The sequence below is a fragment of the Limnospira platensis NIES-39 genome, assembly GCF_026000695.1.
GTDB classification, from domain to species: Bacteria; Cyanobacteriota; Cyanobacteriia; order Cyanobacteriales; family Microcoleaceae; genus Limnospira; species Limnospira platensis.
In genome coordinates this window covers 5,539,140-5,564,797 of the sequence record NZ_AP026945.1, presented here as the reverse complement: position 1 = coordinate 5,564,797, position 25,658 = coordinate 5,539,140, and the positions used below count along the sequence as shown (strand labels likewise).

Below are 25,658 nucleotides of genomic sequence, written 5' to 3'. Positions count from 1 at the left end.
CCGTGGAACCCGCCCCTACAGCCGCACTGCTAGGAGCCGGGCATAATATGATTTCACCAATAGACGTTGCCACCTTCTAGCTTTTGCATCTTGTCCCGATTTAGCTGCTTGAAATATACTCTTTTGGAGCTTGAATATTTTCCGTTGAACCTTAGTCCATGGGATTGTCTTCCATGCGTTGTTCGTAGTCTTGATTGGTTTTGGTTTTCCAAACCCTTTCTTTGAACTCGCTATCGCCATATGTACACCTACTAGATTCTATTTCTTTACAATCAAACCGTGACCTGTTAGCATATCCCTACCATTACAGCAGGGCGTTGGCTTCTGGTCACATCTCACATCCTCTAGGACTTGCGGTTACACTTATCCCTACTGATATCTCGACCAGATAATCAGAGTCCAGGAGGACTTAAAACGTTCCGTTTATATGGGCATTCCATCTTTAGATTTGTCCTATCCACCGGGGTACTTTTAAAGGTCTGTATAGGTAGTAAATACAAAACTCCTACTTTTCCCCTTACCCTTTTGGGCGCAGCGTATCAAACCTATTTCGCTACTTACTTCTTACGATGGTTCAAGCCGAACATTCGGTTTCCCTAATCATGGATGGTTGGCAGTGGTCTCACTTCTGATGTTAGGTTACATCTCGGAGCCTTCCGTTCCCCGCTTCAATCCTGGGGTTGTGATTCCCAAAACTGGGGGTGGCTATCGCCGTTACCCTAATTTCCTAACTTTTACTTATCCATTTCTGGGCTTCCTATAAGGAATTTGTATGGGTTAGTTCGTTTTGACCTTGGGTTCCCTGCCTTGTTTGGTATATCTCTATACCGAACGTTGGGACATATAAACAGTTATGAGGATGGTCAGGAGTGCGTTCCTTATATTCACCCAAGGGGTTGAAGTCCCTACCAGGCGGTTATTTCAGGTATTTCAACCCTATGCGCGTGCCTGAACGTTTCGCACGTATTTGTCAAGTATCATAGTCAATCAAAAGAAGTTGGTCAATTTTCGGGCCATCGTAGCTGGCTTCTGGGTTGGTGAACAAAATTAGCGACGCATTCCCCCACCTGTTCCGAGGTGGGGGTCAAGGAGCGGCGGGGTTTAGTCATCATAGCCCTGGTTCTCAATGTACTACTTGAGGATGGAAAGAGGAGCGCCACCGCTAGAAACGGCGCTAAATTCACGCTTCCAAAAAACACGCTTCCAGTAATAGGGTCGTCATTCTTCAGCGTAACGCTTTCTAATCTCCCTGCTAGTCACCGTTTTAAGGGTGTTACACAACCGGGACACTGACACCTTGGATGTAGTACAATAAGACCATGAGTGCGAGACGTTTAGGAGTCAAATAAGGCTGCAATGCCTGAAATAACCTCCTAGTGGGACTTGCACCCCTTGGTGGAATATAAGGGATTCGCACCCCTGACCATCCCATAACTGTTTATATGTCCCGACGCTTGGAGAAATCTAAGCAAGGCAGGGGACTCAAGGTCATAAACCAACTGAGAAATCAGGGCGTTGAGAGTAACGGCGATAGCCACCCCCAGTTTGAGGAATCACAACCCGTCAGATTGAAGCGGGGAACGGAAGGCGTGAGGGAAACCTATTCCCAATAATCCGACCACTGCCAACCATCCATGACTAAGGAAATCTGAATGTTCCGGCTTGAACCATCGTAATTATTAAGTAGCGAAATAGGTTGATACGCTGCGCTCAAAAGAGCAAGGGGAAAAGTAGGAGTTTTCATTCACTACCTACACAGACCTTTAAAATTACCCCGGTGGACAGGACAAGTCTAAAGATGGAATGCCCGTATAAACGGAACGTTTAAACCCCTCATAGGTTCTCAGCAGGATGTAACTGCACAGTAGTGAAAAGTGTAAGCGTATGCCTTTAAGGGGAAAGGATGTGACTGAAAGCTAATGCCTAACTGTAATGGTTAGGATATGCCCACTAGTCACGGTGTGGATATAGAGACTGCGACAAATAAGAGTGTTTATGACGAGAGCGAGTTTAAAGACTACGATGTTGTATTTAGCTCCAAAAGTTGAAGTCACAAAGCAGGGAGTTGTTGCCCTGTTCCCGATGTCAAAAGGGGTATCCACATCAGGAGCCGTATGAGGTGAAAGTCTCAAGTACGGTTTGGAATTGGAGTTGGGGAGGGTGACCTCCCTTTCGACCATAACGAACAATGAGACTATGAGAACAAAGAAGCCCACCCAAATTATCCGTACTGACAAGTGGACGTTGAACCCAACAGCAGAACAACGTGTTCTGTTTGGCGAGACGGTGAAAGTCTATCGTCGGTTCTGTCGGTACTTGGTAGGCATTGTTTTCACTCACTGGTCAGAGTTAGGGAGTTTGCCTGGAAATAATGTGATTTCTGCTGTTGAACGACTCATTCATCGAACAGGGAAAAACCCTCATCCCAAGTACGGGCTGATTGATATAACGTTCCACAAATTCCCTAGCTACTATCGCCGTGCTGCCATCATGTTGGCAGTAGGACAAGTTAGTAGCTATATGACTCGGTATCGGGAATGGCAAAGTGGGATGTCTCGGAAGCGCAAAGATGCTAAACCGCCTCAACTCCAGGCAAAAACCGGCTGTTATCCAACGCTCTATAAGGGCGGATGCTATAAGCTACATGGCTATGAGCAGATTGAAATCAAGGTGTTTACGGGATCTGACTGGGTTTGGACAACAGTTCAAATCACGGGACTATGTAACCGCCATGAGATCCCGGACAATAAGCTATTGTCGCCCTCGTTGATTTTCGACGCTCAAACCTGTTATCTATCAGTTCCGTTTCACTGTATGCCAGCGAAGCGGATAGCTGATCAGAATGTAGTCGCGGTTGACTTAGGTATCAACACTACAGCAACTGTGACAGTCGTTACCTTCGACGGTACTGTAATCCATCGTGAATTCATTCACCATGGAAGAGACATAGACCGTCGAGATAAACGGCTCAAGTCCGTTTCTAAGCGGGCATCCAAGACGATGGGCAAGGGGGGAAAGCTCCACAAGGGATTCTGCTCCAACACTTATCGAAAATGCCAGAACATCAACAACCAGATTAGCCACATTGTGTCTAAGCGGATTGTGCAGATAGCGACTAAGTTCAATGCCGCTGCTATTGTCTTTGAGAACCTGAAAGGTTGGAGGGCAAAAGGTGGGCGACGACGCTCCAACCTGCGCCAGCGCTTCCATGGGTGGCTCAAAGCCAAGATCCGGGACTACACAGAGATGAAGTGGCAGGAGTTAGGTGGCGAAGTGATTGATGTTGTTGCCGCCTATACCTCTAAACTGGCTTACGATGGTTCTGGTATTGTTAAGCGCGATGCAAAAAACTACGCGCTGGCAACATTGGCCTCGGGTAAGCGCTATAACTGCGATCTCAATGCTTCTCAGAATATAGCGGCTAGAGGTATTCTTCAGCTCACTCGCCGAAAGGACAGTGAGGACCTATCCAGCCAACGTTCTGGACGCTCGCCCCGAAGCTGGGCTTGCCTGTGTGATCTTTGGACTCTGGATAGTTCAAGATTAGCATAGGACACTCCCACCTGGCTACGCCAGGTGGGAGAGCTTCATGCCGTACTAAGCAAAGCAGTAGCCCTGAATGGAAACGGGACTAATCCTGACGCTAACCCTACGGGGAGAGGGCGGGGCTTCTCGGCCGTTAAATTCAAAAAAGTTCAAATTGTAATGCGCGGAAATGGTGGTCGATGAAACTGTTAATCAGCAATGATGATGGGGTTTTTGCCCTGGGTATTCGTTCCCTAGCTAATAGTTTAGGGGAAGCGGGACATGATGTTACTGTTGTCTGTCCCGATCGCGAACGTTCAGCCACTGGTCACGGATTGACCCTACATCAGCCCATTCGTGCGGAAGAGTGTTCATCAGTCTTTCACCCCACTGTAACCGCCTGGTCTTGTTCAGGAACCCCGGCTGATTGCGTAAAATTGGGGTTGTTTGCTTTACTTGACAGTATGCCAGATATGGTTTTGTCAGGTATCAACCACGGCCCCAACCTAGGAACGGATATCCTGTATTCGGGAACGGTATCAGCCGCCATGGAAGGCTTGATTGAGGGTATCCCTAGTATTGCATTTAGTCTAGCGAGTTATTCGTCTGTTGAATTTGATGTAGCGGCCGGTTTTGCGACCACCCTGGTTAACGCTTTAGAAAATCAGGGATTGTCGGAAGCATTTTTGCTTAATGTTAATATTCCTGCTGTTGGGGAACATGAAATTTCGGGAGTGGCGATCGCCCGCCAAGGTATTCGGCGCTATGTGGATATTTTTGAGAAACGGGTCGATCCGCGTGGCAAAACCTACTACTGGCTTGCCGGAGAACTCCTCGAAGATGTGGAAGAAGTTATCGACCATCAAAATTTAGATGATGCACCCACAGATGTGAGTGCCGTCCGCAGTAACTATATTACCATTACCCCCCTTCAGTACAACCTTACCCAATTTAAAGCCTTAGAACCCCTTGCGGATTTGGTGGCCGCCGTGAGAAACTGGAGACAGCAGACCTAGTTAAATCGGGGTGAAATACCCCTGCCTCAAGGTAGTAGGTTAGGGTACTTCACGAATTCTGTAGGCAGGGTAGGGGCGGGTTCTACAGTCAGTCATCATTCTCACCCGCCCTATTACTGAACCCGCCCCGGGTAGGGTACGTTGCATCGATCAACTTTCGGGAAAACTAGCCAAAGAGCGTATTGGCAACGCACGGGGAAGAGACGATGTTAGCCTGTAGACAGAGTGCTGCCGACAGTTCTGTATCAAGCAGGTTCGGAAGCGCCAACTGCCCCTAGTAGCAGTTATCGGAGATAGAAAAGTCTAGTTGTGGGTTACTTTGCGTAAGTCTTATGTAACGGTAGACTAGAATAGTAGATAGAATGTTAATCATAGCAAGTCGGAGCATGGGGGTTGGTTAAAGCCCAAGGGTTGACACCCCCTGGTGATAAGTTCGTTCACTCACACACAGTCATCTATGAATGCTGATACTTTTAACTCTCATTCAGTTAATTGTCCCATTTGCCACCACACTAGCGTTTTGCCTTCAGTAGGGGTGTTTGGCGGACTGTTTACCTGTCCTAACTGCCATACTCATCTGGTAATTAGCAACAGTGGTCATTATGTGCGAGATCCTTTTTCTTGGCAACATTGGGCGATCGGTAGAATGCTAAGGCGACAGAGTCATCCGTTGGCTAGAATTGGTCGTGATGTTTGTTCAACTAAACCGTTTCCCTTAGTGGCGATCGTTAGTAGTCTGCTACTGTTAAGTTTGGCAGTGGTAGCAACCGATCGCCTAAATTATCACAACCAAATGCTTGACCCTAGTATTACGGAATTGGAACAAGATGCAGCCGATTACCCTTTTCCCTAAACTGGCTTTAATCCTTTGATGGGTTTGGGACTTTCAGAAGGCATAATTAGAGTCCACCCTTCTACAGTCCCCAAAACTCTGGTATCTGGTAGTTGCAGGTTATTGAGGGTTTGCTGATCAACCAGAAAATAGGCTGAGGGTGAATTGTGCCAGTAATGCTGTAGGCTGTCGTTTACTAGAGGCTGTATTCGCCTGGCGCTATAAAAATCTAGGGAAGGTCGCGAGTGGGGGTAAGATGTGTAAATCTTTGCCTCTGCGGGAGTATGTTGTTGGATGAGACTAGCAACGGGTTTGACGGGGTAGGACTCGCCCAATTCCCAAACCCAGTGATGTGAGGAAACAAATAGCAGCAGGGATAGGTACATCCCCCAGCAGAGAATGACTAAAAATTGCCGATCGCATTCGACTAATAATAGGGTGCTAACAGCCATGGTTAATGCTACGGAAGCAAAGGTTAACTGAAGGTTAATGTCTAAAGATTGACTATCAGTTAGGGTTAGCATTCCCCCTAAATATAGGCCTCCTAGCCAAGCTACAAAGGCTAAGAGACTAAATATAGGCCATAGGCTATCGGGACGGGGACAGGGATAATCTGGGGTTAACAATTGGTCTGGGGGGACGCTGGGGGAAGGCTTTGTTTTTCGCCATCTACCAATTTGATGATCTCCTTCTTCCCAAACTAGGGCTAGATAACTTCCTACTGCTAGGGCGAAGGCTGGATAAATGGGCATAATATACCAGGGGAGTTTGGTATTCATCGCAGATACGGCGATTAGATAAACTCCTGTCCACACTAATGTTAACCGCGCCCAACTTAAATTGCGATCGCGCCAAGCTAATCTTAATCCTCCTAACCAGAATAATAGCCAGGGGGCGCTAAATTTAATGATTTCCAGCAAATAATACCAGGGGGGTCCTTTGTGGTTTTCTACGGACTCCCAAATTCTAACTAGGGACTGATCTACTAGGTTGGCGATTATGAAGTCAAAGCCATAATATTGCCATTGGGAAGCATACCAAAACGCTACGGGTACTAAGCCTAGCCCTAAGCCCCACCACAGGAATTTTGAGGTCAACAGTCGGGGGGTATCCCACAGCAAAAATCCGAAGGCGATCGCTCCTAATAATACCCCTAATAGCACTCCTTTGGTGAGACACAATAACCCAAATGCTAACCCAGACCCCAAGGCGTAGCGCAAATCTCGCCGCGCACGCAATACGCAGACCATCATTAGGACTAGAAAAAATAATACCGCCCCATCTAACATGGCTAAACGGCCATGACGGACTATTGGAATTAGGGTTAAATAAACTAAGGCTGAAAAAATCGCCTGGCTGCGACGGTGGAAAATTTCCCGCCCTAAACTGTATAATAAGGGTACGGATGTGGCTGTTAAGAAGGCTCCTGGTAGACGGGCTGTCCATTCGTTTACACCCCCTATCTGGTAAAATAGGGCGATGAACCAATGAATTAGGGGGGGTTTGTTTAAGTAAGGGTCTCCGTTTAGGGTCGGGTGTAACCAGTTAGCATCCCCTGTGATTAACTCCCGCGCTACTTGGGCGACAATTCCTTCGTCCCAGTCTCGGAGGGCAACTCCGCCTAAATCTATGGTAAATAATAGTAAGGCGGCGAGCCATAATCCCCATCCCCATAGGCGATCGGCTTTTTGGTAGGTAGTGAATATTGGGCTTTTTGGTGTTCGGTGTGCGGAAATTCGACGAAACATAGTCCCCCATGCGATCGCTCAGTTTGACGGTATTTGTAGAGTTCTTGCTAGTTGGAAATCTTCCTTAACTAGGTAAGTTGGTGCTAATTTTAACACAGGAACTCAGATATTTGCTCTCCTGGCTGATTCTATCTGATTGGGGAGGCGGCGGGGGGCGATCGCTTGATTAATATATATAGGGTTGAGGAATTGTTGGGAAACTTTCATAGCCGGGAAGAGTCGGGACATGGGTAGTCAGAAAAAAAACCATGGCTTTCAGATGAGAACATTAACTATTGATGATCTCAAAGCCTTTAATGAGTTATTGCGCTATGTGTTTCAAGTTACTAATCATGATTTGCATAAGATTGGTTGGAATGAAGAGGAAATTGAGCGCGAAAAACGACCTATACTAGAGGCTGCTCATGTTTTGGGATGGTTTGATCATGATAAGTTAATCTCCCAAATTGCTATATATCCCATGGAGGTTAATATTCATGGGGTTATTTATAAGATGGGTGGTTTAACTGGGGTGGGAACTTATCCTGAGTATGCACAACATGGTCTGGCTAAGTCTCTGATTATGCAAGGATTACTTGATATGAAAGCTATGGGTCAAACTATTTCTTATTTGTACCCCTATTCTATCCCCTATTATCGAAAAAAGGGTTGGGAAATTATTAATGACCAGATTAAATACACTATTCCTGACCATAAATTACCCCGCATTACTGAGGTTTCTGGTTATGTGCGGCGTGACCAGGCTGAGGGAGATATTATCAAAGCTGTTTATCAAAAATTTGCTGAACAACAGCATGGCGCATTGATTCGTGGTTCCCTAGAATGGCAGGAATATTGGCGGTGGGATCAGGATGATTTGCGTGCTGCTGTATATTATAATCAGAATGATCAACCGGCGGGTTATGTGCTTTATTACATTGCTAATGATATCTTTCAAATTAAGGATATGATTTATATGGATGAAGATGGTCGCCGGGGTCTATGGAACTATATTAGCGCACATCAATCTATGGTGGAAAAGGTTATAGGTTGGCGGTATACTAATGACCCTTTGGCTTTTCTACTGGATGATTCGGAGATTACTGAGGAAATTTCACCTTACTATATGGCGCGCATTATTGATGTGGAAAAGTTCCTCAAGTTCTATCCTTTTCAGCCTCCGGTTAATGCGACTTCTCTCTCTTTCATTGTGCGCGATGATTTGTTGAATGATAATAATGGTGTTTTTACGGTGGAATGGCTGGATGATGGGACGACTAACATTACTCGTAAAAAAAGCTGTCATGAGGCGAGAATGAGTATTCAAACTCTGGTTTCTTTGTTGATGAATTATCGCCGTCCTAGCTATTTCTATAAGGTGGAAAGGTTGCGCGCTGACCCTCAAGTGGTGGATTTGCTGGAAATGATTATCCCTCGTAATGAACCGTTTTTCTCGGATTATTTTTAAGGGGAACTTTATCGGGGTTGATTTTATAGTCAAGTGTATAGGCATAATTCACCCTCCCATCCAATTATAATCAATAAATTTTCAGTTGTCAACCCCCAATTCTGAGAATTTCTGATCAATTGTCATGCTGAGATAGAATGAGATTGAGGATATTTAATTCTGTGGAGGTGAGAAGATAGCGATCGCTAAAAACCTTAGATCGCATTTGTTCAAGACTATAACTTCTAAAGATGACAAAAGGGAATTCTTGATAGCGATCGCCAATAGGTAGGACTTGTTCACATGGATAAAGTACATTAACATATTGACTTAAGATCCGACGGAAACTGTCATTTTCCGTTTCAGGTATTTGGGATTGAAAATAATTGCGGATTTGGTCTCCGACAATAAAGGTAAATAAGGGAATCGCGTAATATTGAAAATCCCAGGAGTTTTGTTGTTCAAGTGTTTGAGTGCGATCGTGGTGTTCTTGGAGTTTATAAATTAAATCGATCGCACCTTTAATACTAGCAGTGAGACTAGGGGGATATTGGGAACTATCACGAATCGCAATCATTTTTTTTAAAAGTTTTTCCTCCTCAGATTGTAAAATTTTAGCCAATCTTATTTGGTAACTTTCTGCTAAATCAGAGCTAATATTAACTAGGATTAAGCTACCACATATATGAGCAAGTTCTGGTGTTTTCAGGTCTAGCAAACCTGTTAAGGGGTCACAATATTTAGCAAACTCAGCATTAAATTCTGGAATAAGTTTTAAATAGGAGATGTTGTCACTCTTGCTGCTAGATTTATAGTCATCACTATTTAGCCAAAACTCACACTGAATCAGCAACTCTTTAAGACCCATATAGACAGCGGTTAAGGTAGTGTTTTGAGGATGTCTTTTAGACTCTTTATATAATTCCTTAATTAAGGTAGATAACTGACCCGTGAAACTTTGACCAGAAGCAGAAACAGATTTTCCTCCAATGGGAATCATCAAAAAGTTACCCCTTCCCACTTGACCATATCCTTGTATTCTGGTCATGATCGCAGTTTTGAGAATAACGAGCAGGTTTAACATACTGATCAGGCTTTCTTGAATGGAGAGATTAGGGTCGCTATCATCTCCGTAGTAAACAGCGCGATCGCATAAGTAAAAAGTCAAAAATTTCTGGTGATCATCAAAAGTCTGCAATTTTCCTTCTTCCCAAAACTGTCCGCGACAGCGATAAATAACTTGGATAATTTCCATTAAGTTAGTTTCCACTTGAAACCGAGGAACTTCCACTAAAATATGAGTAGATTTCGGGAAAGATAAACCCCGACTAGCGGAGGATGTCATAAATACCACCTTAACCTGGTTTTGATATTGATGGATTTCTTGTCTTTCCGTATCGCTGAGGTTAGCGTGAACCTCTAAATAGTCTTGATTTTTGACAAAGGTTTGCTGTTTTTGGATATCTTCAATTAGCCGTTTTAGTCTGATTTTGTCTTGGATATAAACTAAAATCTGACCCGTATTGGGTTCCTGAATTAGTCGATCAATATCGGCGAAAATCTCAGATAATACCGTTTCGGGAAGTTTTTCTTTGGTTTGGGATAGTTGGTCTTGATTAAATTGGACAGATTCAATGAAGGGTTTATAGGTGATGGTCAGACCTTTCGCGGGATAGGAGTTAGCGTTAATAGCGATCGCCGACTTTCTGTTAAATTCAAATTCCTTAGACGAGATAGAATCAAGATCTGGTTGAGATACCCGACGGAAGAAAATTTTATCAGGTTCGGGAGACGTTTCTGATAGGTGTTGTGTAATCACTTCCGAGTCAACAATGGAAGCATCTGCGACAATTACCTTAGTATTGAATCCATATTCAGGATTAGTTAATTCGTATTTTTCAATAATTTTGCGAATCCCGTCTAGAAATTCTACCCCGGTATTATCTCCGGTAATTTCATCAATCATAATAAATATATTTTTGATGCGTTTGGAGAGGGACTGCATTTTTTGACTATCAACTTCATTCTTTTTTTTACTGTAGGCTTTCTGAAAAATTTTCTCGAAGTTTTCTAAGGTATTCTTACCAGTATTAGTCATGCGTAAAGATTGTATACAAGCTGTAGCGACAATAGCGAGAATATGATTATATGAATTATCATTAATTAAATTAGATATGGCTTCACACAGGGTTGATAATACTCCAGGAACCTTATTTTTGGATGGTTTTAGGCGATTATCGGCGAAGCGGTTAACTAATGGAGAACCGTGAGATGAATGCGTATTTTCTATATGGTTAATCGGGAGGAATTTAACTGAGTGAATGTTAAACTCATTTTGATGTTGGGTGGCGAGATAATTAACAGTTAAAGAGGGTGCGTTATTTCGGAGGAGAGCGTAGTTAGTGGTGACACAAAATAGGCGATCGTCGCTAAGATTATCAGTTTCTGAGTTTTTGAATTTTTCGATAATATCTAGGTTGACTTGTTTACGAGGACTGACATAAAAGAATAGAAAACCCTCATCAATATGAGATTTCAAAAAATCCACGATCGCCGTAGTTTTTCCAATTCCAGGATTTCCCGTCAGAAAGATATAAGTATAGTCAGAGTTGAGGGATTTTTGGACAGCTTCCGCGTGGGGTTGTCTCAGGTCTAGGGTACAACTAAAGTCATCAATAATTTCTGTGTGGGGGGGGATGATATTAAGGCGATCGCGACTAATATTAGATAGATTTTCTAGGAAGGATTTACCATTTTTAAAACTTTTGGCGACATTGCGGCGAATTAGATCCATTACCTGTTTTCTAGCTGTGGTAATTTCTGCATCTTTGGATTCATTTTGATAAATATTCGCACAGGTCGCGAGTAAATCCCAATGGTGTGGATTTTGGGGATTTAGGGATAGGTTGCTAAGATTGCGATCGCTATATCCGACTACATTAATCATCGTAGAGTTGTCCGGTTTCACTACTCCGAATTGTTGTAAAAAACCATAAAAGCTATAAGCATAACTAGCAGCTTGAATTAATTTGACGCATTCCTTATCCTGTCGCTTAAATGCGGTAAAGTATCGTTTGAGATCCTCCGAAAATTCCACATCAAGATTTTCGGAGTCTCCCGTATCCAGCCGCAATTTTACGAAAACACTTTTCGATTTCAGATAATTAATCTCTCGTTTGAGTAACCGACGTTGGTTGTCTAGGTTTTTGTCCGTTAAATCAATTAAATCTTCAATAGCTTTTACCGAAAATATTGATAAATCTACCACTAATATTCTCAGCTTATTTCGGTATCTGAGTAACATCAAGGTATCCGCTTTAAAAAACTCACCTTTCCCGCTGTATTTGTCCCAATTTATCTTAGGTTTGGGAGGTGAAAATTCATCTTTTAACTGCGATAACCACTGGTCAATCTGTAGCTGTTTATCTTTGGGATATAGGTTGAGACTGTTATCATCAGAAAAGCTACACTGATTATAAATAATTTCATACTTATGGTGACTTTTATGGTAATCTTTACCCAAGGATTTCAGATATTCCCGAAAAAAGTTTAACCCCGACAACCAACCTTTCTGAATCAAAAATAGTCCCCATTTTTCTAAGTTATTCCTAATGGCTTCTTCGTCGGTTATGTTTTCATCTTTGATGATTTTTCGTAGCATTTCAGGAAATCGCAATTTTTGCAAATCCCGACTATACAAATCACCAAAATTATGGCTAATTTCAGCTTCGGATATGGCTGATAAAATCCCAATATTGAAACCTACCTCAAATAATCTTCCGAAATTTTCTGCGACTTTCATCTGTCAACCTCAATCAATCATTATGGTGATAATTCAACTTATTGATAAATCCGGTTATTGGTGGAGTCCGATTTAGGTCACCGTTGATTCTGGGGATACAAAATCGAGTTAACCTCACTCAAAAAAGCCAAACTATTAAAATCGGTTTTTCCATTCATGTGCTTAAAAAGACATTTTTTGCGTAAAGATTCATCACCAATAACGCGATCGTAGGGATCGAGTTTAATCTGGATATTCTTTCCAACTAATTTTTTTTCAAACCTGTAAAAGTGGAAAAAAGTCAAATATTGCAGAATGTCTTGTTTCAGAAAGTTATCATGAATCAATCCCTCGCGAATATGCTGATCGTCCAGGACTCCTTGATAGATATTTAATAAAGTTGCGTAGGACATCACCCCATTATAAAAGCGATCATCTTCGTTTTTGGTTTTCACAGACACACCATTAAATAGGTTAAAAAATACCACCACGTTTTTACTAGGGTCTTCTACCAAGTTTAATAAGTTAGCAGTATCCTTGAGGCTATAGGAATCCTGGTATAAGGTTTTCTTTTTTCTGACATAATACTTATTAAAGAAAATCGGATATATTTTAATATCTGGTAATCCTGATTGGAGAGATTGAATTAAAGTGGGTGACATAAAATAAAACTCATCTTCATCATTGTCCTCTACTTGGGTGAGGTGTAAATTATCAGTAAATGGCGCTTTGGCTATATACAAAAAGTGACGATATTCTAATCCTGATTGATGGTAAAGATCATATATTAAATCAATTAAAATTGAGGGTTCTGTATATAAATTCCGAGAGAGATAATTTCCCGAAAAGGTTTTTAATAACTGTACGACAATTTGATTATCTGACTGCTTCTTAATTCCGATCGCTTCACCAAATATAGTAGAAATCCGGTCTTGGCGATCGCCTTTAAATAAACCATCACTTTCAGCACTAGAAACCACAATTAAAGCCAATTTATCCAGGGAGAAACTGCGACTATCAGCAGATTGATCTAGGCTAAACTTGCGCGGTAATACCGAATACAACGAACCCAAAGCATTTCCTTTAGCCAACTTGTCGGTCAGTTTTTTAATCCTAAAACCTTGAGAATTGGCGCGATATTTATTATTCAATAAATGACTAATCACTTTCGATAAATTAGCCATAAATTTCTCCGCTTCAAAAGGTTTATCTTCGCTTCCTTCATGAAGTCTAAAAATTGGCAAAAACACCTGTTTCCAATCTTCCAGAATTATCCGCAAACTGATATTAATCAGCAGAGCCATGGTAAACTGATAAATAAAACTCTGTACCGAATTATAATGACCCTGATTTAAGCATTTTTGATCGTAGGGAAAAATAATTCCTGGAATATTAATAAAAATTTCTCCTGTTTTTTGGCGAATTGGGTCACTTTTAGGAAGGAAGAAAACCGGAAGACATTTTTGGATTTTATCAATCCCATGATAGTCGATGGTAAATTCCTGATTTTCTGATGTCTGATAATAGCGGATATCTTCGATTTTCAGATTACCCGGAAGTTGACAAAATATTCCCGTGTCGGGACTAGAATCGCCAATAGTAATGTACTGAAGACACTCTTTGGTATTCCTTTCTACTACCTGATTAAAAAACAAACCATTGCTAATTTTCTCAATATCTGATTCTAATATTCCCTTATAGATACCAATTTTAACCGGAAAATTTTGGGGTGCTAAAATAGCGGATTGTTTAATAAAAGCATGAAGCAGCAATTTGAGGTTCTCAATTTTTTTGATAACGTTGTATTGGTTAAATACTTGAATTATACCTCTCAAACACTTAGACTTTTCATCTTCATCTGTTCCCTGAAAAATCGGCAAAAAATGAGTCTCAAAACTTTCGCGAACATTATAAGTTAGTTCCGATTGTGGATCATAATCTTCTTGGTCAGGATTACTGCGAGTCGCAAACGCAAAATAGTAAATAAAAGCGATTTTTAAGACCTTTTTATAATACTGAGATTCCTGAGAAAATTCTTCTTGCTCAGGATTAATCATCTCAATATAATAGTCGAATGCTGGTTTACCTCCCCTAGCTTGAACCGGGTTGTTAAATTTAAGTTTTAAGCCAAAAGTAAAGGTTCTCTCGCTTCCGTCTGGACTGGTGGTTTCCCCTAAACTCTCGCTAATTATCGGAATAATGGGGAGAGAGTCAAACACCTCTGACCGGGAAAACCAATCGCGATAATTAATGGTTTCTCCACCATAACTAACTAGATAATCTCCATCCTGTTTGTCATGGTCATCAATATAAGCCACCATATCTTTTAGTCGCCGAATTAAATCCTGTAAATAAACTAAATCGGGATGATTATTAGTGGCTAAATTGGCGGCTAAATATTCCAAATAGCAGATTTTAGCGTGTTTTTTGAGTTTCCCTAGGGATTCGCTATCGACTACTTTCTGCAATTTATAAAAATCCGAAGATTTATCATTAGTTAAATTATCTAGGATTTCGAGAGTATCTTCTACATCTTCGGAGGATTCTTGGTCTAGTTTTTCCTCAATATAGTTACTGAGTCCCTGTTTTAAATCTTGGGTAAATTGATTGATATTTCTTACGGAAATTGTCAGTTTATGAAACTTGAGGAGAGAATTACTACCCACATCATTAAGCCGTGTTTCTAACTCTGATGTTCTCACGTTTGGCTTAGTCGGAAAATTATAATATAAACTGAATTTCTGATTATTTATTTCCTGTAAGGTTCGGATAAAGCTATGAGTTAAAGAGTTAATATCTCGGTGATTATTATCTCTGGCTAATTCCTGTAACTTGTCTTGTAATAAATCCCGAATTTGTCTGATTTGTTGGTTAAATATATTTTGAGTATTACTATTAAAATTCACTGTAGCCGATTTACTGATACCCCTGGAACTAATGGGGTTAGCAATATTTTGTTTAATTAGTTGATTGGTAATAGTCTCTAAGTCGATAATGAGATGATTTTTATTTCGAGAAATTTTGAATGGTTGTTGTTGGGGAATTTGCTCGATAATTTTAGTTAATATATCGCTGTAGTCTACGAGTTCTAAGTTGCTGTCAGCTATTCCTAAAATGTTCATGTTGACTCCTGATGATAAATAGCAGCGATCGCCTTAATAATTATGGAGGTGATTAAACCTTAATAATTATGGGGGTGATTAAATAGGTGATGACTCAGGCTTGCCTTCACCTATCCTTATATGTAATAATAGACTAGAATGCTTGAATCCACTCTTTCACGTCGTACTCAGTCCAGATCCCATTTTTCCAATAGGGGTCAGCTTCCACCAAGCCGCGAACGATCGCCTCTGATTCAGCCTCATAAATCCCCAGAACTTTAGTTAAATCTTTAGTGGGTCCAATAGTAATTAAAACCCCCGATTCTTTCTGTTCCTTTAAACCCTGTAAATGTTCTGGTCGGTAGGGTTCCCGTTTCGCCAAAACGTCTTCACAGTAGCTACCAAACATGATATATTTTGCCATAACCTTGTCACTTGAGGAAACTAATCACCACCATAGATATTATCACATTATACCACCTCAATGGTAATGGGTGTCTAGGGTCTTTTGAGAAAATTCTCAGAAGTGGTTATCGACAAGGGGAGTCTACCTCCCCCAAAGCAGGGGAGGAGGAGGTAGAAAGGGAGGGAGAAAGGGAGGCTGACTAACTTCTTAAAGTCACCTGAAACTCCTTAGCCAAAGCATCCCTAATTTTTTGCTGTATGGGTTCTATATCCTCATCAGTGAGGGTGCGATCGCCAACCCGATAAACCAAACGAAAAGCCAAACTCCGCTGATTTTCGGGAACATTTTTGCCACGGTATTCGTCGAATAACTCCACCGATTCCAGAATTTTACCACCTGTTTTAATCATCGTTTTTTGCAAATCAGCCACCGACACCGAATCCTCCACAAAAAAGGCGAGGTCGCGGTCACTAGCGGGGAAAGTAGAATAGGACTGAAAAGGTCGCTTTAAGTAATCCTTAGCCGTAATAGCCGCCGTGAGTACCGAGAGACGAAACTCGAATAAATAGACAGCTTCAGGAAGTTCTTTTTCCCGTTGAATTTGGGGGTGTAGTTGACCGAAAATTCCCAGGCGATCGCCATTTAACCATAACGTAGCTGTCCGTCCAGGATGGAGCATTTTAGCATCAGATTCTTGGCGATATTCCACAGACAAAGACAACCGCTCCCATACCGATTCTAACACGCCTTTAGCCTCAAACCAACTCATGGCATTATCCTTCCCACTGTTGACCCAACGACCCTGAGACGGGTCGCCACCAATCACCCCAGCGATCGCATCTTCTTCGTGATAGACCTCTCCATCACGCCGAAAAATCCGGCCAATTTCCAACCCATTTAACGGACCATTACCATTTTCCAGGTTAAACACAAAAGCATCAATTAACCCAGATAACATCTCAGTTCGTAAAGCCGAATACTCCACAAACAGAGGATTAGCAATTACCACCTGATTATCCCCCTGTTGTTTAACTAGGGAATAGTGCATCAACTCCGTCAAACCCGCCGCTCGAAAAGCCGCGCGCAAGTCTCTTTTAGCCGCTTCTTCTGGTGGTAAATAACCGGGGACACTCTGAGTCGGAAGAGTATCAGAAAAGCGGTCATATCCATATAATCGCGCCACCTCTTCAATCAGGTCAATTTCCCTTTCCAAGTCCCGTTGACGATAGGGGGGAACTGTCACCGTCCAGACTACCGATTCCCCCTCTTGGCGGCTAGTACCACATCCCAAAGCATTTAAAATACCTTCAACCTCTGGGGGTTGTAAATAGGACTCAACCTCTGTATCTTCTCCCCGTTTGAGAGGTCCTAAAATAGCATTAAGGCGATCGAGACTCAGGGAAACCTCCTGAGTCATCCGCATTTGGGTAGCACCGCTCGCCGCTTTCTGGACCGTAGCAGTTCCCCCAGCTAGTTCTGAGATTAATAATATAGCACGACGGCAAGCCAGAGCCAGTTCCGCTTGATTTATGCCGCGTTCATAACGGGTAGACGATTCCGTGCGGATACCCTGAACACGCGCCGATCGCCTAATAGCCACCGGAGAAAACACCGCCGCCTCTAGGATTAAATTAGTCGTCCCCTCGTGAACTTCCGTGTCCTCGCCTCCCATAACCCCCGCTAAAGCAACCGGTTGATCATTAGCGGTAATCACCAGATTTTGTTCTTGTAGCTGGCGGGTTTGACCATCAAGGGTTTTAAGAGACTCAGAAGCCTTAGCAAAACGCACCCCGATAGTCAGGTTTTGAGACCCAGTAAGGTTAGTAAGCCGATCGCGATCGAAAGCGTGGAGAGGCTGCCCCCATTCTAGTAAAATGTAGTTGGTGACATCAACCACATTGTTAATCGGACGAATTCCCGCCGCCTGTAGCCGTCGTTTTAGCCAATCAGGAGAGGGGGCAATTTTTACATTGGCGATCGCACCTCCGATATAGGTAGGACAGGCTTGCGATTCCATGAGATCAATTTCCAACCCACCTGCTGGGTCTTGGTCGCCAATTAATACCCCCGCCGCGTCAGGAATTTTCAAACTCCCGCCAGTCAAAGCCGCCACTTCTCTAGCAATTCCCACCATACTCAACCCGTCCGCACGATTAGCAGTAGCTGTGACATCCAGGATCACGTCATCGAGTCCGATTAGGGGTCGGACATCACTTCCCAGCACAGGCTCGTCTAAATCAAAGCTATGGATACCTGGTGATTCTTTTTCTAAACCCAATTCTGATAGGGAACAAATCATTCCCATGGAGGGAACACCCCGCAGCTTAGTTTTTTTGAGCTTCAGGTCAATGGCGGGGAGATAAGTGCCAATAGTCGCTACAGCCACAATCATATCTGCTGCTGCATTAGGAGCCCCACAAACGATATTTAGGCGATCGCTTTGTCCTATGTCTACCTGACAGACTCGCAGTTTATCCGCGTTAGGGTGGGGTGCAATTTCCGCAATTTTCCCTAATACCACACCATCAGCCCAAGTGCGGCGATCTTCGATATCTTCTACTTCAAATCCCGCTACCGTCAGGGTTTCCGCTAATTGTTCGGGACTGATACTGATGTCTACCAGTTCTCGTAACCAGTTTAATGAGATCCGCATATCACTTCAATTTTTTTGTCCGATTCTCCATTCTAAGGAGTCAACTAGCCTAGTGGCGAAACTTTTTTCTGGGGACCTGTTGGCGGATCATGGTAGCAATTACTAGATTTTTGGGGTGCGATCGCTGATAATAGTGTTTAATTCCCGTGGTTAGAGGTTCCCTGAGAAAGTTAGGTAATAATTGGGTATAGATAGCAGATAGAGCAGACCCACCATGTTAATTGTCCTAGAATGGTAGTTAGGTCTACAGAGTTAGGATATTGAATATTATTCCTGAAATCTCTAAGATCAAATCCTTTGACCTGCTGTTAAGAGTTCCCTGTGCCTTGCTATATAGATAGCTACTTACACGAATTCGCGGTCTGACGTTAATCTTAAATTGAGTTATCTCCAACCGCCATGAGTTACTGTACCAATCCCAGTTGTCCTAATCCCGAAAACCCTAACGAGGCTGTCAAGTGTCAGGCTTGTGGTTCCCGGCTACGGTTACGAAATCGCTACCTAGTCGTTAAACCTATTGGTAAGGGGGGTTTTGGGGCCACCTTTCTAGCCCGAGATTTATCCCTTCCCGGTTATCCGGCTTGTGTAGTTAAGCAATTGCGACCTTCTGCCACTTCTAAAAGAGTTCTGGAAATGGCACAACAGCTTTTTCAGCGGGAGGCGAAAACTCTCGGGAAAATTGGTGATCATCCCCAAATTCCCCGTCTTTTAGATTACTTTGTCGGGAAACAACAGTTTTATTTAGTCCAAGAATTTGTTGATGGTTTTACCCTCAAACAGGAAGTTAGAGCCAATGGAGCTTATAACGAACAACAAACTCAGGAGTTTCTGCGGGATATTTTACCACTGCTGGATTATATCCATTCTCAAGAGGTGATTCACCGGGATATTAAGCCAGCTAATATTATTCGTCGCCGTCAGGATAATCGTTTAGTGCTGATTGACTTTGGCGCGGTTAAGGATAAGGTAAGTCAGGCGACCATGATGGGAACCGGAGAAACTGCTTTTACTAATTTTGCCATTGGAACTTCGGGATTTGCTCCCATGGAACAGATGTCTTTACGACCTGTTTATGCTAGTGATATTTATGCGGTGGGGATGACTTGTATTTATTTACTGACGGGTAAATCTCCTAATGCTTTGGAACATAACCCGACCACCGGAGAGGTTTACTGGCGAGAACATACCCATGTCAGTAATGCTTTTGCTTTGGTCTTAGAAAAAATGTTGGCGGTGTCGGTTTATCAGCGTTATCAGTCCGCCAAAGATGTTTTATATGCTCTTGATCATCAGGATGATGTAGAGGATGATTTATCTGGTAATATGTCCGTTCAGCCTATAGCCACAGAATTTACACCAGACCCACCCGAAGAACCAACTATTTATAAGGATGATCAAACCTCGATCATGATGACTGCTCCCCAAAGGGAAGCGAAATTGATTCGGGAACGCCGAGAACGCAAAAAACGACGGGAAGTTACCGAAATTTCTGTACATAAACGACCTATGGGAGGGGGATTGAGTGCTACTCAGGGAGCGCCTATAACTATGCTCAATAGTGATACCCCATCGACTCAGGGAACTTATATTCCTAGCAATTGGAATGAGAAGAATTTTCGGAGTGCTTTTAGTAAGGGACACCGAGATTTTGGCGATTGTGAATTGAGTGGCTTAAATTTGTCGGGGGGAAAATGGAGAGGTGCTAATTTTTATCAAGCGCGATTGAGTAATGCTAATTTTCAAAATGCTGATTTGAAAGATGCCAATTTTGGCCGCGCACGATTGACTGAGGCTAACTTTAAAAATGCTAATTTGGAAAATGCTTATCTGAGTACCGCTAATCTGGAAAAGGCGGATTTGAGAGGTGCTAATTTGCAGGGTGCATATCTGACTCGCGCTAATTTGCGAGGTGCTAATTTATGCGGTGCGAATCTTAGAGGTTGTACGGTGGGGGATGAACAGTTGGCTTTAGCACGCACTAACTGGCGGACTATTTTACCTAATGGAAAACGTAAATTTTGTTGGTGGTAAAAGGGGGATTTATTTGGGTTGATAGGGGTCTGTGGGTTTGGTTTCTCCAATTAATGCTGGGTCGGAATTGATGCAGCCTGGTTTTTTCACAAATTGACACACCCGCGCCCATAATCTGGCTCTAGTTCCGGGGGCTCCTACTGAAAATAAAACGCGATCGCCTCCGGGGGCTTTGACAATTTTTACCCCACAAATCGGACAAACCTGGGCTGCTTCGTTAGTCATCTTATCCAATCATATCCTTTGGGTCAAGCCAGCATATTATATCACAATCGGAGACATTTGGCAAGTGCCACCCATGGGGGATTTGACCAAATCAACCGGGTTGGTTATTCGTCACAATTCCCGGGTATTTTCGATTGATTTGACCCTGTAGCCAGCCTAACCACTGATTGAGATGTTTATAAATATTCACCAGACCTCTGAGATGGGAATATTCAGATCGTCCATATAGAAAATCATATAGACTCATTTGATAGTTGTCCTGAATGGCTAAATCTAACCACAGACTATGAAAGGGTGAGTTATGGTGGTAGTCGGGAATGGATTGTTGATAATAGGGAAAGGCGGTCAGACAGGTATTAAAAAAGTTCTTTCTCCCTCGATATTTTAAATAGCTTAATCGGGGCTGAAATCTTCCCGGATTGGCTAATACTTGATAAATGGTATCCGCTAGGGATTCCGGGTCAAATTGGGCGCATAAACCCGCTGCTTCTGGAAAAAGGCGATCGCCTCCCCTTGCATATTGATTAAACTCCTGAAAACAAATCACCGGAATATTACAACTCATCGCCTCACTCAGGCTGCGATTTTTTCCCTCCAATAATGACCCCAAAATATAAGCCTTTGACCGCGAGTAATATTGAGGCATTTCTTGATAAGGATTCCCATAATTAATAAAGTTAATATAATCCCAGGGATTCCCTAATATCGATTTAATTTCTGCCAAAATATTCCGGGTAATATCATCATTATTATCAAAGTTGGCAAAATCTATATTACGGTCTCCAGCAATTAAAGATAGTTTAATTTGGTGTTGATATTTGTGGCGATAAACTTTTAAAGCCTTAGCAATCATCGGCAAATTTTTTTCGGGAGCAATCCGAGATACACAGAGCAAATCAATATCTTTTTTTTCTATGGGTTTCGGGGCGATAATATACTCATTAATAAAATCGGAATTGTAGCAAGTTATCAAGACTTTATCAACCGCATTATTTCGGAAAAACCACCGGGCGCGATCGGGGTTATTATACAAACAGGAATAAGCATCAGCAGTTTGTGACCAAGGATAGGAACACCACATAGAGTAAGCCAACGAGAAGAAATAACGGGATAAATTCGGCAATACATGATTAAGCAAATCCACAGATTCACTATAATAAAATCCTTTGATAAATCTGCCTTGATAAAAAACTGGGGGTAACACTACATAAAAGCTGACAGTATTAAATCTTGATGGTTGGCTTTTATCAATTTCATAAGTCCAGCTATCCAAATCAGCATAGATATCCTCAATGGGTTTATGCACCCGAGGATCATGGAAATATGGTTGTTGACGACTATAATCTCCCTGTCCCATAATTTAAGTTATAGCTGATTGAACTGAGGTCAGTATACCACCCCAGTACAACGGTCAAGGCGGCTTGCACCCAGTAGACACCAACAAGGGATCAACGGAACCATAGTCACTAACGGCTTGAGCCCCCTGTCACGATTCATAGAAAAATCTCCCGCGCCTATCATTAAATTTAAGAATTTCTCTATGAACTTATGACTACTCAATGATTGAGGATGTCAGCTAGGAAACATTAAGAAAATACTTAAATTTTAAGTTAGCCATTGTTCATGGTTAAAATAAATTAGCGGGAGTAGTTCCTCTGAAAATTATTTCATAGGTATCTACGACCAAACCAGTTTGGGGTTCAAGTTTTTTCATGTCTTCTCTAATCTCTCTTCCCACAATCATCAGGAGAGTGCCTGTTTGTTGCCAGGACATTACAGTTGATGAGTTGTGGTCGGTATTCTCAGAAGGCGATCATGATTGTGTTGTGGTTGTTAACCAAGACCAATATCCGATTGGGGTAGTGTATCTGCATAGTTTAACTACCTATTTATTTTCCCCGAAAAATAAAAAACAGCCATTAACAAAAGTCATCCTAGCAGATCTAAGCGATCGCCTAATTAAACCCTTACTTCTAATCCCGGCTTATTTAGATTGGCCAGAATTTTTGGCTTCTTTGCAGCAAATTGGTTATGATTTAGGATGGCATCCCCATCATTCCAGTAATGATCATAAAATAGAGGGTCTGCCCGCTCTGGCTATCATTAATCAAAATCAGGAATTTTTAGGGCTGATTGATTTAGCCAAACTGCTGCCATATATAGTTAGTCAACCGGTCCAATTTCCGAAATATCAGTCATCAGTGCAGAAAGGGGGGTTTGATTCGTTTCTGGGTTCTCTGTTGCAACTCCTAGACCAATTGCCACTACCCATGATGATTCAAACCCAAAATGGGGAAATCTTGGGTCAAAATAGGGCTTGGGTGCAACAGGTCGGAAATGAGCCAGAAGTCTTACAACAAGCCGCCGAAACAGTCAATCAATGGGTTACTACCCCCACTACAACCGATGTCGGTATCAGCAGCCAGTCTAATCATTCTACCATGGCTTCCTCGCCACCAGAGTCCTCCATCTCCCAAACTACAGCGGTTAACCTCAACACTACCCAGTTTGGTGAGTGTACCCCCGATATCCCTAACTGGTGCGATAGCGGATCAAATGGGGAAACATATATCTGTATTTGTCCACAATCGAAACAGCAGCGAGTGTGGCAATTTACTCGCCGAACTTTGGTGCAGCCAAGTCTAACGGAATGCTTTGATAAATGGTGGTTAATTATTGCTCAGGATATCACCGAACAATATCGAGTGGCTCAAGAATTGACCGCTAAAAATGCCGATTTAATTCAACTAAATCGACTCAAAGATGAGTTTTTAGCCTGTATTAGCCATGAACTGAAAACTCCCTTAACGGCGGTTTTGGGGTTGTCTAGTTTGCTGAAAGATAAAGCCTTGGGAGAATTAAGCGATCGCCAAGCTAAATATGCCAAACTGATCCACCAAAGCGGAAGACATCTGATGATGGTGGTTAATGATATCTTAGATTTAACCCGCATTGAGACTGGACAGTTAGAACTAACTCCCGAAGGTGTAAACATTAAAACCGTCTGCGATCGCGCTTTAGAAGCCGTCCTGCACCTGCACCAGCAGGGTGATATTAAGGATAGTCAATCTAGCTTAGGTAGCCAAAAATTTAGCATCGAAATCGAACCCGGACTAGAAACTATTGAAGCCGACGAATTGCGTCTACGCCAGATGCTAATTAACCTAATTTCTAATGCCTTTAAATTTACTCCTGATGGTGGTTATATGGGTTTACGGGTTAACCGTTGGGAGGATTGGGTCGTGTTTACAGTTTGGGATACAGGTATTGGCATTCCCGAGCAAAAACAACATCTGATTTTTGAAAAGTTCCAACAGCTAGAAAGTCCCCTAAATCGTCAATTTGAAGGCACAGGTTTAGGATTAGTTCTCTGTCAAAGATTAGCCCGGCTTCATGGTGGAGATATTAGCTTTATTTCCCACCAAAGAAAAGGTACTGAGTTTACCTTACTTTTGCCTCCCGTCCCTCCCGTAAACGGCTGGAAATCAGATAAATTAGACTGGGAAAAAGCCGACGTTTATCCATCCTCTCCATACCCTAAAACCAATTTATCTCGTCCCACTACCCAGGGACAATCTCGGTTAATTTTGATTGTCGAAGCCGTCCCCAAATATATTGATGATTTGAGTGATAAACTCACCAAATTAGGGTATCGAGCCATTGTAGCCAGGACTGGAACCGAGGCCTTAGAAAAAGCCAGAAGGCTGCAACCTCGGATGATTTTTCTCAATCCTTTACTGCCACTTTTATCAGGTTGGGATGTACTAACCTTGCTGAAAACTGATGTAGATACTAGCGAAATTCCTGTATTTATTACAGCCACTTTAGGAGACAAAAAGCGATCGCTAAAAACTGCCTCTGATGGTTTTCTGAGTTTACCTGTGCAGAAGTCCGATTTACAGTTAGTCATTAATAAACTGGAAAAAACCCCCTCGACCGTCCCACTCAAGACATTAACAGTGCTGTGGTTAAATCCAGTTGACCACGAATTAAACCAGGGTTTAGCAGAGAATTTCCACCCTCCAACAACTCACGACACTTCTCAAACTTCCCATTGTCGTATTTTGGAAGCTGATGATTTAGGTCAGGCGGAACTACTGGCGAGAATTTGGCATCCTAATGTTATGGTTTTAGAGTCTATTAATCACCTTGATGACCCCATGGCATTTTTGCTGGAATTGAAAGATGAAAAACATCTAGCTAATCTTCCCATAGTCACCCTAGACACACCCACAACTCAAGCAGCTAATCAAATTAAAGGATTATCCGTTTTCCCCTGTCTATTACCTCAAATTAGCCAGACTTCTATGGGGTCTAGGAGGCGACAAGCTGACCCAGGTCTTTTACAGGTGATTCAAGTGGCGGCGGGGATCAGTTGGAAATCTCATATTTTGGTGGTGGATTTGTTGACATTACCAGACTTAGTAAACGTCGATTCTCAGGGGAATAATCAAACTGCTAATTTTTATCCCCCGGCTGACCGAACCAGCAAAATTGAGCAAGCGTTGATTCAGTATCTACAAAAAGCAGGATTTCGGGGAACTATGGGGAGAACCTGGGAAGAAATTATGCAACAATTACAGTTTGAAAGTGTGGATTTATTGCTGTTTTGTGTCCGCCAGCAAACTTTTCCCATTCTCCGAAACGCTTTAGAGGCTTTAGTTAACCTGGGTAATTCTCAGCGCGATGATTTAACTATTCCGCCGATTCTTGTTTTAGATAATTCGGGTTTATTTAATAGTTCTAGTGACACCAACGCCAACAGTTACCCAATTCAACATATCCCCACAGACTTACAGGGGTTGACTCAAAATCTCACCCTCAAATTTCTATCGGGTCGGATTTCCATGACTGAACTATTGGATCAGATTCGAGAGTTAATGTAAAGTTTTTTAACATCATTACTGATGGCTG

Annotated in this window: 16 protein-coding genes; 7 read left to right on the top strand and 9 right to left on the bottom strand. The window is 42.4% G+C overall.

Features of this window, described 5'->3' with window-relative positions; translation table 11 throughout:
• Positions 1-15: 15 nt before the first annotated feature.
• The gene (locus N39L_RS27015) at positions 16-240 is read right to left on the bottom strand and encodes a reverse transcriptase N-terminal domain-containing protein (protein WP_014276917.1); all 225 of its coding nucleotides are present in this window, start codon (positions 238-240) and stop codon (positions 16-18) included.
• 1,202 nt (positions 241-1,442) lie between these two features.
• Between N39L_RS27015 and N39L_RS27010 the strand changes: the two genes are divergently transcribed.
• The 4 genes from N39L_RS27010 (at position 1,443) to N39L_RS26995 (ending at position 5,394) form a co-directional block, all read left to right on the top strand.
• Entirely contained in the window at positions 1,443-1,613 is a 171-nt protein-coding gene (locus tag N39L_RS27010) for a hypothetical protein (RefSeq protein ID WP_167538952.1), read from the top strand.
• A 583-nt stretch (positions 1,614-2,196) separates the two neighbouring features.
• A complete protein-coding gene (locus N39L_RS27005) occupies positions 2,197-3,552 on the top strand; it encodes an IS200/IS605 family accessory protein TnpB-related protein (RefSeq protein ID WP_035736499.1) in 1,356 nt (451 codons plus the stop codon).
• A gap of 173 nt (positions 3,553-3,725) precedes the next feature.
• Complete coding sequence (gene surE / locus N39L_RS27000) at positions 3,726-4,541, top strand: 5'/3'-nucleotidase SurE (RefSeq protein WP_006620246.1); 816 nt, start codon at positions 3,726-3,728, stop codon at positions 4,539-4,541.
• Between the two features lie 457 nt (positions 4,542-4,998).
• Positions 4,999-5,394: a hypothetical protein gene (locus tag N39L_RS26995; protein ID WP_006620247.1), complete on the top strand. Its 396-nt coding sequence runs from the start codon at positions 4,999-5,001 to the stop codon at positions 5,392-5,394.
• On the opposite strand, the gene N39L_RS26990 is transcribed toward N39L_RS26995, so the two are convergent.
• Both N39L_RS26990 and N39L_RS26985 read right to left on the bottom strand, forming a co-directional pair.
• The gene (locus tag N39L_RS26990; protein WP_006620248.1) at positions 5,391-7,121 is read right to left on the bottom strand and encodes an ArnT family glycosyltransferase; all 1,731 of its coding nucleotides are present in this window, start codon (positions 7,119-7,121) and stop codon (positions 5,391-5,393) included. The two genes, N39L_RS26995 and N39L_RS26990, sit on opposite strands and share 4 nt — an antisense overlap.
• Positions 7,122-7,223: 102 nt before the next feature.
• On the bottom strand, positions 7,224-7,349 hold the full coding sequence (locus N39L_RS26985; RefSeq protein ID WP_286131333.1) for a hypothetical protein: 126 nt from the start codon (positions 7,347-7,349) through the stop codon (positions 7,224-7,226).
• On the opposite strand from N39L_RS26985, the gene N39L_RS26980 reads away from it, so the two are divergent.
• The gene (locus tag N39L_RS26980) at positions 7,348-8,568 is read left to right on the top strand and encodes a GNAT family N-acetyltransferase (RefSeq protein ID WP_006620249.1); all 1,221 of its coding nucleotides are present in this window, start codon (positions 7,348-7,350) and stop codon (positions 8,566-8,568) included. The two genes, N39L_RS26985 and N39L_RS26980, sit on opposite strands and share 2 nt — an antisense overlap.
• 115 nt (positions 8,569-8,683) lie before the next feature.
• On the opposite strand, the gene N39L_RS26975 is transcribed toward N39L_RS26980, so the two are convergent.
• The 4 genes from N39L_RS26975 to pheT all read right to left on the bottom strand — a co-directional run bounded on the left by N39L_RS26975 (position 8,684) and on the right by pheT (position 18,488).
• A complete protein-coding gene (locus N39L_RS26975) occupies positions 8,684-12,349 on the bottom strand; it encodes a helicase-related protein (protein WP_006620250.1) in 3,666 nt (1,221 codons plus the stop codon).
• 77 nt (positions 12,350-12,426) lie between these two features.
• Positions 12,427-15,450 carry a hypothetical protein gene (locus N39L_RS26970; protein WP_014276915.1) on the bottom strand — a complete coding sequence of 1,008 codons (3,024 nt, stop codon included), beginning with the start codon at positions 15,448-15,450 and terminating at the stop codon, positions 12,427-12,429.
• Between the two features lie 133 nt (positions 15,451-15,583).
• Positions 15,584-15,853 carry a YciI family protein gene (locus N39L_RS26965; RefSeq protein WP_014276914.1) on the bottom strand — a complete coding sequence of 90 codons (270 nt, stop codon included), beginning with the start codon at positions 15,851-15,853 and terminating at the stop codon, positions 15,584-15,586.
• A 181-nt stretch (positions 15,854-16,034) separates the two neighbouring features.
• Positions 16,035-18,488 carry a phenylalanine--tRNA ligase subunit beta gene (pheT, locus tag N39L_RS26960; protein WP_014276912.1) on the bottom strand — a complete coding sequence of 818 codons (2,454 nt, stop codon included), beginning with the start codon at positions 18,486-18,488 and terminating at the stop codon, positions 16,035-16,037.
• A 399-nt stretch (positions 18,489-18,887) separates the two neighbouring features.
• On the opposite strand from pheT, the gene N39L_RS26955 reads away from it, so the two are divergent.
• Positions 18,888-20,519 carry a serine/threonine-protein kinase gene (locus N39L_RS26955; protein WP_014276911.1) on the top strand — a complete coding sequence of 544 codons (1,632 nt, stop codon included), beginning with the start codon at positions 18,888-18,890 and terminating at the stop codon, positions 20,517-20,519.
• A gap of 9 nt (positions 20,520-20,528) precedes the next feature.
• Here N39L_RS26955 and nblD read toward each other — a convergent pair whose 3' ends face one another.
• Both nblD and N39L_RS26945 read right to left on the bottom strand, forming a co-directional pair.
• Positions 20,529-20,744: an NblD family protein gene (gene nblD / locus N39L_RS26950; RefSeq protein WP_014276910.1), complete on the bottom strand. Its 216-nt coding sequence runs from the start codon at positions 20,742-20,744 to the stop codon at positions 20,529-20,531.
• A gap of 91 nt (positions 20,745-20,835) precedes the next feature.
• A complete protein-coding gene (locus tag N39L_RS26945; RefSeq protein ID WP_014276909.1) occupies positions 20,836-22,101 on the bottom strand; it encodes a glycosyltransferase in 1,266 nt (421 codons plus the stop codon).
• Positions 22,102-22,456: 355 nt separating this feature from the next.
• Here N39L_RS26945 and N39L_RS26940 point away from each other — a divergent pair, with 355 nt between their 5' ends.
• Complete coding sequence (locus tag N39L_RS26940) at positions 22,457-25,630, top strand: ATP-binding protein (protein ID WP_014276908.1); 3,174 nt, start codon at positions 22,457-22,459, stop codon at positions 25,628-25,630.
• Positions 25,631-25,658: the final 28 nt, after the last annotated feature.